Origin of the sequence: Tepidibacter aestuarii, from assembly GCF_934924865.1 — a bacterium.
GTDB lineage: Bacteria > Bacillota > Clostridia > Peptostreptococcales > Peptostreptococcaceae > Tepidibacter_A > Tepidibacter_A aestuarii.
The window spans coordinates 3,582,645-3,597,491 of record NZ_OW235315.1; the positions used below are offsets into that span (position 1 = coordinate 3,582,645).

Consider the following 14,847-nt stretch of genomic DNA (forward strand, 5'->3'; position numbering starts at 1 on the left):
AGAATATTAATATCAAATTAAAGATAAGGAGATATTTATGATGAAGAAAGATTTTTATGGAATATCAACAATACTACAAGTACTTTTTCTGATTTCTGCATATGGGGTACAAATGTTTTCTATGAAAAAGATGGGAATGATGAGGTATGTAGTATATATAAACCATCAATGGGAGGCTAAATATCCTATTGAGACATTACGAAATATTTCAATTACATTTTTAGTAATGTTGTCTGCTATTATTACTTTATATGCATTAATAAAAAAATATAATTATATTACGAGTAAAAAGGCTTTACTCATGTTATTAATAGAAGGAATAATGACACTTGTGTTTGTATTTTTTACTTTATGTTATTCAACGGAAAGTTATCGTTCTTATTATTTTACCAGCCTAACACTAGGAACTATTGTATTGATACAAAACATAAAAATTATTGTATGTTTGAAAAAATATGATTACAATTATTGAAAACTCAGTAAAATTAATGGTTTCTAATAAATAAAAAAATGTCTGAAAGCCTTTTGGCAATCAGACATTTCTTTATTTATTTATATTTAGCTGCTGCTTTTTCTGGAGTAATAGCTTGTACTGGATTATTCGGATCCATCTGCCATGCGAACCAGCCGCCATCATACAATTTTATATTCTTCCATCCGTTTTCATAGGCCATCAGCCATGGAATACTTGCTCTCCAGCCAGTACCACAGTAAAATGCGATTTCATTATTTTCGGTAATCCCTTGTTCATTCCACATTGCCACCGCTTTATCAAAATCAATAAAGCTTCCATCAGCATTTGAGTAGTCAGTTTCATCATGACCCCATACTGCACCTTGTGGTTCACCTGCTTTTTCTATATAGCTGTATCCACTTGTTTTACCTTTAAATTCATCTAAGCTTCTTATACTAACTAATCTGAATTTGTTATTTTTATCCATTTCAGACTTTACATCTTCTGGCATAGATAAAACATACTCAGGATGTGCTGGTATTGTTACACCAAAATCATTTGTAGTTGCTTTTGCATTTTCTATACCTTTATTCGTTTCATATCCTGCATTTGTCCAGGCTTTTAGGCCACCATCAATTACTTTTACATTTTCAACACCAGCCCAAAGGCATACAAATGCAGCTCTTGTAGCACCTGAGTCAGCACCATAAACGATAACAGTGGTATCTTTAGTTATACCTAAATTTGCCATAACATTTTTGATCTCGTCTCCTGTTCTTATATTCCAATAGTTTGGCTCTTCGATATCATCTGTGTTCAAATGTACTGCTCCCGGAACATGTGCTTCTAAGTAGTTTTTATCATCATTCATTGTTCCCCAGGCTGCTTCAATGATTACATAATCTTTTGATTCTGGCTGTTTTCCATCAATTAAACTTTTTACCCAATCTGCAGAAACAAATACTTTTGTTTTTTCCACAGTCTCAACAGACTTATTTTCTGTTGAGCTAGGCGTTTCTGACTTGTTTTCTGTTGAATTAGGTTCTTCTGTTTTAGAAGCACAACCAGCTGTTAATGCAGCAACCATTATAATACAAAGAAAAATACTAAGCAATTTCTTTTTCACAAAAACACTCTCCCCATAATTATTCATTTAATGTTTTACATAAAATAGGCTACAAAATAAACGATTGTATAAGTTTACAAAAGACATTCTAAATTGATTAGTGTATCTATATTAGCGATATACCTTAAGATTTGTAGTCCTAATTACAAATAAATATGTTATAGTATTATGAATAATTAGTCAAATAGAAATATCTAATAGAACATGAGATCACTATTGATTTTCTATATAGGGTAGGAAAGCCAAGGAAGAATTTAGAAACCGCCTATACAATGGTAAGATGAACCGTACTATTGTATAGGCGGTTTTTATGTTTAATTGACTATTCAAGTATACAATAGGGTCAACACGCCAGTTTTTAAGTTTTCTACGATTTAATTACGCTTTTTAATATTTCGACTTATAAATCATACTTGCACAAATGTGATTGACTAATTTAAATAGCTCATATTTTTAACAATATATTAACTATTGGTTAGTATGAAACGATAGTTTTTTAGTTGATCGTTAGACAAGTATTTATCCTTCTACTGATGGTAAAGTTTTTTTAGAAGGCGTTTTAAGTTGAGAAAAATAAACACTAGTCAATATTATAGATACACCAACTATTTGAATATAACTTATAGTCTGTTTTAAGAATATAAAACCCAATAAAAAAGCTGTTAAGGGGCTCAATGGTCCTAAAAATGTGACCTGAGTAGGTGAAAGCTTCGATATTCCATTAAACCATAGTGCATATGCTAATCCTGTATTTAATACTCCAATAAGAACTAGTCCAAAAATATTTGTGATATTAAGAGAAGGAATACCGCCTTCTACTATAAAAGTAATAGGTATTAGGATAAGGCTACCATAAAAAAGTTGCCATGAGGTAAAAACAATATTATTTACAGGTCTTCCCCAATATTTTGTAAGTACAACTCCAGAAGCCATAGAAACAGCACCAATAAGTGCCGCTACTATACCTAAAGGATCTAAATAGCCTGTTGGTTTTAACACTAATAGTGCTACACCCAAAATTGTCATGATTGAGGCAATATACGATTTTTTGTTAGGTTTTTCTTTAAGAAGCAACCAGCTTAAAATAATACAGAATATTGGTTGCACACTTCCTAATATAGCAGCAATTCCTCCCGGCAATCTATAGGCAGCTATAAATAGGAAGGCAAAAAAACCACCTATATTAAGAGTGCCTAAAATAATTGATTTTAAAATCCATACCCCTTTAGGAAACTGTTTATAATATAAAAGAAGAATCGAACCCACGGGAAGTCCACGCATTAAAGCAACGAAAAATGGCTTATCAATTGGTATAAGGGTAGAAGTTATTATATAAGTTGTGCCCCATAATATAGGAGCTATCATAGTTAATAGAATGTTTTTTGTATTATTCATAATTTAACTCCTTTCTCTAAATAACATTAATTATATCAAAATTAAGTATCTTAATGTTAAGATAAATTCAGTGTATTTCAAAATTATCTTAAAGTCAACTATTTTAATGTTAAGATAAATTTTTGTTTATATTTACTAAACTTCATTTTAGTAAATAGTGTTAAGGCTGAATATTTGATTTAAAGAATTGATATAAAAGTTTTAAGGTGGTATTATCTAGATATGAATAGAGATAGTGTGGATATGATAATTGAACAATGGAGAAAAGAAGTTCCCGATTTAAGTACGACGGCCATGGCTATTTTTGGAAGGTTGCAAAGAATAAATAAACATGTAGGAAGGAGTTTAGGAAATAATTTTTCGAGATTCAATTTAAACAGTGGAGAGTTTGACGTACTAGCGACCTTAAGGCGGTCAGGAGAACCATATATGCTAAAGCCAACAGATCTATATAATCAACTAATGGTTACATCTGGAGCTATGACTAATAGAATAGATACTTTAGAGAAAAAGTCATTGGTTATGAGGGTTAATGATGTATCAGATAGAAGAACTGTATATGTAAAGCTAACCGAAAAGGGACTAAAAATTATTAATGAGGCTATATATGAGCATGTAAATGAGGAAGAGAAACTTCTAGAATGTTTAAGTAAAGAAGACGCTGACATGCTTAATATTATTTTGAAAAAGATTGTTTGTAAATTTGAAAAAGAATAAATTCAGAAACTATCGTTCCCTGATATATAAATTTCAGAGGAACGATTTTTTATTCCCCCAAAAATCCATATTAAAATGGGTAAATAACTGATCTTGTTCAAAAATATGAGGTGAAATGAATATTAGAAAATTTAGAAATACTGATTTAGAAAAAGTATTACAGTTATTTTACTATATGGTTTATAATATTAATTTTAAATATTATAATAAAAACAGTTGAATGCATGGGAACCTAATATTTCCCTATGCTTATAGTTTGATCTGAGTAACAAAAATCTAAAATTAAACTATTAATGATTTAGTTAAGGTAGGGAAAAAACCAAATGGCAACTAAAGTCATGCTAAATAGGGAAGGCGATGTAAAATTTAGTGAAAATAGACAAGAATGGACTAAATAAGAGTCTGTAAAATCTATTGTAAAAAAATCATTAAAACTAATATAACCCCCTTAAAAAGATTTATTTTTTCTAAGGAGGCTATATTTAAACTTTTATTTATAAGATTTTTTGTATTTACTAAAGAATGATACTATACTAGCTATTATACCAATAAATATGAATAAGTAACCCAAAGGGATTAAACCAAATGGTTCTATAAGAGTCCCGTCTGGAGCCACTTCAGATCCTATAATATTATAAGCGATGAAACAACCGAACCCTATAATAAATGGTATTAAAGTTAAAAGATTTTTTTTCATTAAATTTTTCATTGAAACTTCTCCTTTTATTTATATAATAGATATATTATTTTAATCTTTCATCATCTTCATCTACATATTCTAAGATATCACCAGGTTGGCAATCTAAGATTTTACATAAATTTTCTAATGTAGAAAAGCGAACTGCTTTTGCTTTGTTATTTTTTAAAATAGAAAGATTAGCCATAGTTATTCCCATTTTCTCTGAAAGCTGGGTAGAATTAATCTTTCTCTTAGCCATCATTACATCAAGATTTACTATAATTGGCATATCAACATTCCTTTCTAAATTGTTTTATCGTTTTCTTCCTTAATTTTTATAGCTATCTTAAATAATTGTGATAATACTAGGCATAAAAATCCTATTGTTAGACAAATGATAGTTAGTGCAATAATGGGAGCTCCCCAAACAGTATATTTAAAAAATTCAACTGAGTGCTTTAAATAGTTCACGCATCCAATAAAAATAATGATCTCACTAAAAGAGCATATAGAAATAACTTTTAATGATTTAACGATTTGCATAGAGAAAGGATTGTTTTTTACTACTAAACTGCAAAGCCTTTTCAATCCAAATAAAGCTATAATATATGGAATTGCACACAAATAAATACAAATTGTAACACTTATTACTAAACTATGGTCTATTAAAGAAAACTGACTTTTAAAAAATGCTGTGGTAATAAATCCAGTTCCTAAAAGAAGTATACATGTAATAGATATTCCTAAAATTACAATCATATTTAAAATTTTAGAATTAAAATTATTTTTCATTTTATCAACCCCAATTCTTTTGTTTTTAATATTATAATATACAAGTATTTATCGTTTGTCAATAAAAAACAAAAGAAAATCGATATATATTTATTGTTAAAGTTTTATGGAAAGTAGAGCAACTAGATCAATATTTTAACAAAAATTCAAATGAAAAGATCTTTCTACTTGCCTTATATTTTTTATAGTTAGGAATTATAGTATACTTAATGTAGTTAAGATTGAAGAAAAAATTATTAGATTTAGAGATTTGAATTATGAAGTATAAGTGAGATTTTTAATCTTTAGTTTTATTATTACTTCTAATAATATATAGATTAGATAATTTGTTTTATTAATAACATGACAGAAACTTAAAAATACGGAGGAAGTATATGGACATAAAAAAAGTAAGAGGAAATACATTTTGTATTGATACTGGAATGAGCTACATACCTTTTTATAAGATTAATAATGAAGAAATTATTATGCTGGATTCAGGATTAGCAAGAGAAGAGAGAAAAGAAATAGATAAACTTCTACAAAAAAATAACTTTAAGGTAGTTGGTATAATATGTAGTCATGCCCATATAGATCACATAGGAAATATTGCATATTTTAAGAATAAGTATAATTGTATTGTTGCTATGCCAGCATATGAGGCTCTTATTTGCAGTTCAACGCTCAATCTCAAGGTTTATTATAGTAATCAAACATTATCAGATGTAACAGATAATTTTGAACATATGGTTTGCAAAACAGACATTATAATTTCGGATAAACAAGAGAGTATATATATGCACGATATTAAATTTAAAATTCTTCATACACCAGGACATAGTCCTGCTCATATATGCATTATTACTCCTGATGATGTTGTGTATTTAGGAGATACCCTTATAAGCTATGAAGTAATGGAGTGTGCACAAATACCATATGTATTTATACTCAATGAGGACTTGAAAAGTAAAAAAAAGCTTTATGACTTAAAATATAGTAAGTATATAGTTGCACATAAAGGGATATATAATGATATTACAAAACTTATAACTGATAATATAGATTTCTATAAGAATAGAGCAGTAAAGGTATATGAGGCGATAGACTCTACCATGACAATGGAAGACATTGTAAGCAATGTTATTAAAAATTGGAATATTAGAGTGAAAAATATATATAAATATTCCATGCTAGAAAAAATGTTAAGGACATATGTTGAATATTTAAATGAAACAGGAATGATTAACTTAGTTATGGAGGATGGATTACTTAAATATAAGAAGAGTCCTCAAGGAATTAGTAGATTACAGGAATATATAGCAAAATAATTGTAAGGGTGTGACTTAAGATGAAAATCAATACAAAAAATAAATTGATTTTAATGAGGATGAAAATATTTTTAATAGCTATAGCAGCTATTATTATATTCTATATATTTGGTGGGGAGAACTTGGTAGTTGGTGTAGGGGCAGTTATTACAGCAGCAAGTATGTTTGGAGAAGACTATAGTTCTGATATAGCAACTACTACTATATTACTTGCTATAATAAATGTTCTTATAGGAGTTTTTGCATATATTGCAGGTATAAATCATTTTTTAGGATTAACTTTCACATTTTTTACAAGTTTTATTATTTACTATTTATTTAGTTACGATGCTAAGCCATCAAAAAGTATTGGATTTATTATGACCTATTTACTTTTAATATACACTCCAGTTCCGTTGATCAATATGCCTATAAGGTTAGTTGCTCTTGCGTTTTCAGGAATAGTAATAATGTCTTTATACTGTATTTTATCTAGGTATAACTTTAATGAGTTTATAAATAAAGAGGTCATAAATTCTATAAATTTAATGAAAGAAGAGACCGATTTAATTCTTAAAGGTAAAGAAATAAACGATAAAAGTAAATTAGTAAATATTAAGTTGAAAAATATAGAACTAAAGTTATATGAAAGAATAGAGAACTCTAAAAACGACTTAGACAGTGTTTATATAAAAGGTATAATAATAGTTTTATTAAAAAGAATTAATACAATTCTTCCTCTTATAAAGACAAAAGAAAGTGACAAACTTATATTAGAGATTATAAAAAAAATATTTGAAAATATAAATATCTATATATCAGGTGAAGATGGCTTAGAAATATTAAAAGATAACTTAAGAAAGCATTATAACAACCTAGAAATAGATAAAATAGAAGATGATTTAGAGAAGTATAATTACTATAATTTAAAAGCTGCGATAAGAGAGATTTATAAATGTATAGAAAATATGGGAGATATTAGATCTATTTATATGAATCAAAGAATTAAATTGTTAAAATTAATTAAAGATGATATTTATGGTTTAAAGACCAATTTTAAAATGACTTCATTAAGATTTAATTTAGCAATAAAAGCATCTATATTAATTTCTATATCTGTTTTCATAGTAAATTATTTTAAAATCTACGAAGGACAATGGGCTATATATACAATAGCATTGTTGCTATTACCATATGCTGAACAGAGTAATAAAAAAGCTAAGGATAGAGTTATAGGTACCATTATAGGAGCTATTTTATTTAATATGATAAATCTAATAATAAATGACAATGTAACTTTAATGATAATTTTGTTATTTATATTTATATATGCATCAATGATTATATCACCTTATAATATAAAATGCATATTTATAACATTTAATTCTATATTAGGAATTAAAATAATGAATCCTAATAGTTTAGTTTTTTTGTTAACTGGATATAGAGTAATTTTTACTTTAGCAGGTGCAATTGTTACAGCTATAATAATGAATGTGTTCTTTCCTTATAAATTAAAAGATGATATTAAAAACACTATAATGAAGTATACAGATTTAAATAAAAGAATTTTAAATGAATTAGAGGCTGATAATATAGATAAAAATAAATTAGAAATTATGCTTATTGTTAACAGTTATCTTTGGAGAAGAATAAATTATAATAATAAAGAATTAAAATGTAATAATATTGAAAACCTATTAAGCGAACAAAATGATTTTATCACTGATATAATTTTTTTATTTAAAACAAGTAAGTACATAGATAATAATGTTGATTTGGTAAAATCGCTAGCAAAGGAATTTAAAACGATTATTAATGAGAGTGATCTTGAGGAAAAAACAAAACAAATTTTTGATTTATCAAACAGTGACGCAGAAAGATTAATAGTAATAAATATGTATAAAATATATTCGGGATTTAAAAATATAGATTCATTATGTAAAAAAGCTATTGATAATTTGAGTCATATGTAAGATTAGATTGTATAAATACATTTAACTTTTTTTAACTCAGAAAATGAATGCATGATACTTAGAATAAAAACCCCAGCATGTAGCCGGGGTTTTTACTGAATAGGAAATTATGACTTTTAAAATTCAAGATTACCTACAAGGTTTTCAACTACAGATATTATATTACCTTCCTTAATCATATCTGCTATATACTCCATATCTGGGTGCATATTTCTATCATTTTCTAAAAATGCAACCTTTTCTCTTATTAAAGTATATACTGCTTTAGTTGCTGCAGCAGGTTTTAAATCATTGTAAAAATCTTGCGCTTGTACTGCATTCATTATCTCTATTGCAGTTACATATCTTGCAAGTTCCATGCAGTTATATGCCTTTAGAGCTGCATTGTAGCCCATTGATACATAATCTTCTTGTAATGCACAAGTAGGAACATTATCAACAGTAGCTGGATGAGTTAATAATCTTATCTCACCAACAATACCAGCTGCTGTGTATTGAGGTATCATCAAACCATTATTTAACCCCGAGTTTGAATTTAAAAATGGCGGCAATTCACTTACATATCTATTTACCATTCTATCTAATCTGCGTTCTGACATTTTAGCCATATTACATATTGATATACAGATAGTATCTGCAGCCATTCCCACATAAGTAGCATCTGCATTACAGCCCATTATAGCAACTCCATCACCATCACTTGTACTAAACAGATGAGGATTATCAACAGAAGAATTTAATTCAATATCTATGGTTACTTTTCCATCAGCTATAGTCTTTTTAGCTGCTCCATGCAGTTGTGGTATACATCGTAGGGATAGCGCATCTTGTACTCTGTAGTCTTTATATTTTTCTATTATTTCACTATCATTTAAAATAGTTCTAATATTATATGCTGTAGCACTTTGATTTTGATGAGGTCTTACATTCATAAGCCTTTGATCCATTGCCATTAAGGTTCCTTTTAACACTTCAAGTGACATAGAAGCAGCTATATCATTAGTTTTACCAATAATTATAGCATCATATATTGATAGAGAAGTAAGCCCGGTTACAGAAGATGTACCAGATACTAATGATAGACCTTCCTTACTGCTAATAACAGTAGGTTCGATAGCTGCTTTTTTAAGAGCTTGTGCTCCGCTAAGTAAATTACCTTTATAGTAGGCTTTTCCTTCTCCTATTATTACAAGAGCAATATGTGCTTCAATATCAAGATATCCAACTGATCCATGTTTAGGAGCAAAAGGGGTAATTCCAGCGTTTAATAGTTCTCTTATTTTATCTACAGTTTCGAGCCTAATACCTGTATAACCACTTCCTAATTGTTGTATCATAGCAACCATTATAGCTCTGACACATTCTGTATTGAGAGGTTCTCCTACAGAGGTTGCATGAGATCTAAGATTATTAATTTGAACAATTTCTCTATCTTCTTTACTAATAAACTTTCTACAGTTGTCTCCTAGTCCTGTAGTTATTCCATAAACTACTCTTTCTTCATCAGAGAATTTGTCGACTAATTTCCTACATTCTATTACTCTACGAATATATTCTTTAGAAAATTCAATTTTCTTATTGTATCTTGCAACTGCAACAACTTCTTCTATAGTAAGTTTACCTCCCAGTATAACTTTTTCAATATCTGATGGATTTAACATTGCATCTCCCCCTAATATCTATAAGTAATTAATATTTTATTCATGATTGTCCTTTATTTTTTTTAATGTAATAGCATTTACAGGACAATGGTCATTGCATATAGTACAACCCCAACATTTATTTTCATCAAAAGAAACAGTTTTATTAACTTTATTAAAAGCATTAAAGTTACATATTTTTGAACATATACCGCAATTTATACATTTTTTTTTATCCCAAACTATGTCATATCTTCTTTGAGGCCAAATTCCTTTAGCTCCAATAATTTGAGATGCCCTAATAGGGTAACAACAACAACCATCACAATTGCAAATAGCTTGTTCTGCTTCTGAAGTATGCATTAATCCGTTCTTGTTGGCCATAATAATAATTTCTTTAGCTTCTGCTTTAGTTATTGGTTTTCCCCAACCTCTATCCCATTCTGAATTAATGCTCTTTTCAAATAAGATACATACATTTTTAGGCTTATCACATCTAAGAGAAATAGATTTACAATTACATGGAACTATATATAATTCATGGTTAACTGTATCTATGAGTTCTAAAGTTTCATGAATAGTATAAAAGTAAGCATTTTCTATTAGTTTTCGAGTTTTCTTTTTTATTTCCTCAAGTCTAGGAATCGCTCCTTGTGCATATTTTTCAACATACCATTTATCCAGTTTGATCCTATCTTCTTCAGGTATACTTTTCCACAAATCTACTTCATATTGGGCAAAATATGCAAGTCTAGTATAGATATTGGATGATTTATAAACTATTTGTTCATTTGATTTTTCTTTATTGATTACACCTCTTTTATAGCAACTTTTAAGAAATTCCTCAGAAGATAAGTTAAAGTTTTTTTCAATTAAATTTATGAGTTCTTCATAAGTATATTTTTTATCTTGAATCTTTTCTATAAGATTAATTTCTTCCTTAGAAAGCATAACATCCATATAAGAATAGGCTTCTTTAGGAACGCCGAAATATTTAATTAGTTTTTCATTCATTTAATTTTTCCCTCCTATGGAATTGAAAAATGTGAACGAAAGCTAACATTGTTCTTCCTTCTTTAAACAAATTTCTTTAGAAGAAACTATTTCATCAATTGAGTAATTCTTATTAATAACAAGTCTTTTTAAAATTCCTGCAAAAAGCATTATCATAACTATAAGAACAGGTAATCCGGAGATAGCAAGAAGTGTCTTAACTCCATCAATTCCACCTGCTGTAACAAATATAACTGCTAAGGCTCCCATAAGTGCACCCCAGAACATTTTAATAGCAATTGGAGCTTCTTTTACTCTAGAATCTTTAAGTGACATAATAGATATAGATGATGTCATGGAATCTGCCATAGTTACGTATGACAACATAACTGTAAATATGATGATAGGTTGTATTATATTACCTAAAGGTAAAAATTCAGCAAGTTTAAGCATTACACCATCAAAACCTGATGTGTTTATGTAATGCATCATATCAAATGTACCTGATGCTTGCAGATTCAATGTAAATCCACCGAATGTACCAAACCATATTACACCAAATAAGGCTGGACCCATTAAGTTTATTAGAATAAACTCTCTTATTGTACGTCCATAACTGATGCGAGCAAGGAATAATCCAACAAGTGGAGCAAATGATAACCAATCTGCTAGGTAGAAAGTATCCCACCACTCTGGCCACATATCGGTATTGCCAGGTGACAAAAAAACAGATGCTTCAAAGAAATCATTAATATAGTGAACAAAGCTTTGAGTTGTAAGATCTATAATATATTTAGTAGGACCTGCAATTATAACAACAAATAGAAATGCAATGAAAATCCACGCATTTTTGTCAGAAAAAAACTTAATACCCTTATGAAGCCCGGAAATACTTGAAATAGTATATATAGTAGTAATAATAACGGCAATAGAAACCCATACTATTGGACCAGAAGGAATACCAAAGATCATTTCAATTCCTGAGCCTAGCTGAATAAGTCCATTACCAAGACCGCCTGCAAGACCAGAACATATAGCTGTAAGAGCTATTACATCTACTACATCTTTCCACTTACTTTTAAGAAATTTTTCTCCATAAAATAGAGTCATACCACTACTTACGGTATTGGGCATTTTCATATTGTATACGGCATATGCAATGGATATACCACAAAGAGTATAAAGAGCATAAGGAGTAAATGCCCAGTGCATAAATGATTTGTTCATGGCGAATTGAATAGCCCCTGCACTTCCAGGGGTTAAATTAACGCCTTGAGGAACTTTATAAGCAAAATAGATTGGTTCAATTGGGCCCCAAAACATAATACCTGTACCGATACCAGCACAAAGTGCAATTGTCCAATAGGCCCAAGTAGAAAGTTCTGGTTTTGCATCCTTACCACCAAATTTGATATTGCCTGTTTTAGAAAAAGCAAAATAAAGAATTCCAAGCAGAAAAATTAAACAGGTAATTTGAATAAATGCACCAAAATATTTAGCTATAAAAAGATATACATCCATAACTAACTCTGCAGTAGCATTGGCATTAACCATACTAGAACCAATTATGATGCTGAATATAATAATTGGAACTAAAATAATATTAACCCTGAATTTGTTCATTTAAAAAACCTCCTTATATTATATTTTTACTAATATTACCAATAAGCAAATTTTATGCCACATTAAAAGTTGATGATTTTGTTTATGTTAGCGGAATAAAGGGATTCTTTATGAGAAAATATAAAGGTTTATCTATTAATATAGCAAAAAAATATTGCGTGCATATTTTTAATGCTATTTACTTTAACTGCATTTTGCAACACTTTAATATTAATAAAAAAATAAGTGAAATAAAATATTGCACCTACAATCAAAATGTCATAAAATTTAAAATATAACAACAATAAAGGGATGTTATAAAGGAGATTTTTATGGAAATATATAATATAATAATCATTTTGGATAGTAACTATAGAATAATAGACATATCACAGCCACATCTCGATGCAGAAAATAATATTAATGCTAGATTTATTGGGAAAAGCATATTGAGTTTTATAGATATTGATATTAATTTAAAATCAGGTAATACTATGTTTAATAATTTGCCTGTAAAATACGTAATTATTGATAATCTTAATAATAATGGGTTTATTGTCCATATTTCAAATGCTGCATATCAAAATAATTATTATAAAGAAATTCTTGATTTATTGAATATAGGAATACATATTACAGATAGAAGTGGATATATTAAATTTACTAATAGAGCTGCTGAAAAAGGAGAATTTTTAAATAGACGATTGACTACAGGAAAGCATATTACAGATGTATATTCATTGACACCTGAAACTAGCTGCATACTCAGAACTTTAAAAAGTAGAAAGCCTATCCTAAACATCTACGATACTTTTGTAAGTAATTATTCAAAGCAACCTATATCTAGTATTAATTCAGGTTACCCTATTTTTATAGAGAATATATTCGTCGGAGGTCTTAGTATAGTAAGATTTAATGAGTATTTACAAAGGGCTTGTAACGAACTTACTTTATTAAATGATTTTGTGAAAAAAGGTGGAAACCTCACGCAAAAATCATACAATAAAAAAATATATTATAGCTTTGATGATTTAGTTGGAAATGATGAAAAATTTGTAAACTCTATAAATCTAGCAAAGCGTATTGCAAAAACAGAATCATCTGTTTTAATATATGGTGAAACTGGTACAGGAAAAGAACTTTTTGCACAAAGCATACATAGGGCGAGTAATAGGCGGGATAATGAATTTATAGCCTTAAATTGTGCTGCAATACCTGAAGGTTTGGTAGAAGGGATTTTGTTTGGAACAGAAAAGGGAAGTTTTACAGGCAGTACAAACAAATCAGGAATATTAGAAAAAGCTAATAAAGGAACTTTATTTTTAGATGAGATAAATTCTATGAGTCTTAACGTACAGTCAAAACTTTTAAGAGTTTTTCAAGAAAAAAAATATATGAAAGTAGGTGGAACGAAGGAAATTTCTTGTGATATAAGACTAATTTCTTCAACGAATGAATCACCGGAATATATGCTTAGATCGGGAAAAATTAGATCTGATTTATATTATAGAATAAATACTATAACAATACCGATACCTCCCTTAAGAGAAAGAAAAGATGATATTTCTATTTTATATAATTTCTTTATAAATAAGATTTCATATGGAAGTAAATTCAAGACAAGTGATTCTGTTATTAAAATATTAGAATCTTATGATTGGCCAGGAAACATTAGAGAACTTTTACACACTGTAGAATATGCCATTAGTGTATGTGAAGATTCTTATATTACGATAAGAGACATTCCTCAAAGTATTATTAAATATAATAACTCCTATGAAAATGATAAACATGGATCGCTACTATCAGATGATACTAATCTTAATAATATTATGGATAAATATGAAAAACATATAATATTAGACTTTCTAAAAAAGCACAATTATAACATTACAAAGGCTGCTAAAGAATTAGGATTGCATAGACAAGGCTTACAGTATAGGATAAAGAAACATAATCTAATGGAAGTTATAGAAAGAAAAAAGGTTAAATAATTAAATTAATAATTCAGATTTAAAAAAATATGAACTATATACATTATAAAGGAACTTATAAGGAGAGCCTGGAGTAAGCTTGTCAATATGACAAGACTATGATACTATATAATCCGATAAGAAACTGATATATGTTTTTTACAAAAATAAATTAAAATTATTTTTATATATTAAAACTAAGGATAACGAATGG

The 14,847-nt window shown here is 28.4% G+C and carries 13 protein-coding genes; 5 read left to right on the forward strand and 8 right to left on the reverse strand.

Features of this window, described 5'->3' with window-relative positions; all coding sequences use genetic code 11:
- Positions 1–40 precede the first annotated feature (40 nt).
- Positions 41–472 carry a hypothetical protein gene (locus tag M2214_RS17690; RefSeq protein WP_248481264.1) on the forward strand — a complete coding sequence of 144 codons (432 nt, stop codon included), beginning with the start codon at positions 41–43 and terminating at the stop codon, positions 470–472.
- Between the two features lie 76 nt (positions 473–548).
- Here the strand turns inward: M2214_RS17690 and M2214_RS17695 are convergent, their stop codons facing one another.
- Positions 549–1,580, reverse strand: a complete 1,032-nt coding sequence (locus M2214_RS17695) for a sulfurtransferase (protein WP_248481266.1) — start codon at positions 1,578–1,580, stop codon at positions 549–551.
- 519 nt (positions 1,581–2,099) lie between these two features.
- Positions 2,100–2,975: a DMT family transporter gene (locus M2214_RS17700; protein WP_248481267.1), complete on the reverse strand. Its 876-nt coding sequence runs from the start codon at positions 2,973–2,975 to the stop codon at positions 2,100–2,102.
- Positions 2,976–3,197: 222 nt separating this feature from the next.
- On the opposite strand from M2214_RS17700, the gene M2214_RS17705 reads away from it, so the two are divergent.
- Positions 3,198–3,692: a MarR family winged helix-turn-helix transcriptional regulator gene (locus M2214_RS17705; protein WP_248481269.1), complete on the forward strand. Its 495-nt coding sequence runs from the start codon at positions 3,198–3,200 to the stop codon at positions 3,690–3,692.
- Between the two features lie 490 nt (positions 3,693–4,182).
- Here the strand turns inward: M2214_RS17705 and M2214_RS17710 are convergent, their stop codons facing one another.
- The 3 genes from M2214_RS17710 to M2214_RS17720 are packed head-to-tail and all read right to left on the reverse strand — an operon-like array spanning position 4,183 to position 5,163.
- Complete coding sequence (locus tag M2214_RS17710; RefSeq protein ID WP_248481271.1) at positions 4,183–4,401, reverse strand: DUF3955 domain-containing protein; 219 nt, start codon at positions 4,399–4,401, stop codon at positions 4,183–4,185.
- 34 nt (positions 4,402–4,435) lie between these two features.
- Complete coding sequence (locus M2214_RS17715; RefSeq protein WP_248481272.1) at positions 4,436–4,660, reverse strand: helix-turn-helix domain-containing protein; 225 nt, start codon at positions 4,658–4,660, stop codon at positions 4,436–4,438.
- A 14-nt stretch (positions 4,661–4,674) separates the two neighbouring features.
- On the reverse strand, positions 4,675–5,163 hold the full coding sequence (locus M2214_RS17720; protein WP_248481274.1) for a DUF2975 domain-containing protein: 489 nt from the start codon (positions 5,161–5,163) through the stop codon (positions 4,675–4,677).
- Positions 5,164–5,537: 374 nt separating this feature from the next.
- On the opposite strand from M2214_RS17720, the gene M2214_RS17725 reads away from it, so the two are divergent.
- Complete coding sequence (locus tag M2214_RS17725) at positions 5,538–6,470, forward strand: MBL fold metallo-hydrolase (protein WP_248481276.1); 933 nt, start codon at positions 5,538–5,540, stop codon at positions 6,468–6,470.
- Positions 6,471–6,490: 20 nt separating this feature from the next.
- Entirely contained in the window at positions 6,491–8,425 is a 1,935-nt protein-coding gene (locus M2214_RS17730) for an FUSC family protein (protein ID WP_248481283.1), read from the forward strand.
- Between the two features lie 116 nt (positions 8,426–8,541).
- Here M2214_RS17730 and M2214_RS17735 read toward each other — a convergent pair whose 3' ends face one another.
- From M2214_RS17735 to M2214_RS17745, 3 genes are read right to left on the reverse strand one after another with little or no spacing between them, the layout of a single operon-like run.
- Complete coding sequence (locus M2214_RS17735; protein WP_248481285.1) at positions 8,542–10,086, reverse strand: HAL/PAL/TAL family ammonia-lyase; 1,545 nt, start codon at positions 10,084–10,086, stop codon at positions 8,542–8,544.
- Between the two features lie 36 nt (positions 10,087–10,122).
- Positions 10,123–11,079, reverse strand: a complete 957-nt coding sequence (locus M2214_RS17740) for a 4Fe-4S dicluster-binding protein (RefSeq protein ID WP_248481287.1) — start codon at positions 11,077–11,079, stop codon at positions 10,123–10,125.
- 42 nt (positions 11,080–11,121) lie between these two features.
- A complete protein-coding gene (locus M2214_RS17745) occupies positions 11,122–12,681 on the reverse strand; it encodes a BCCT family transporter (RefSeq protein ID WP_248481295.1) in 1,560 nt (519 codons plus the stop codon).
- Positions 12,682–12,992: 311 nt separating this feature from the next.
- Between M2214_RS17745 and M2214_RS17750 the strand changes: the two genes are divergently transcribed.
- On the forward strand, positions 12,993–14,654 hold the full coding sequence (locus M2214_RS17750; protein WP_248481297.1) for a sigma-54 interaction domain-containing protein: 1,662 nt from the start codon (positions 12,993–12,995) through the stop codon (positions 14,652–14,654).
- The last annotated feature ends 193 nt before the right edge of the window (positions 14,655–14,847 follow it).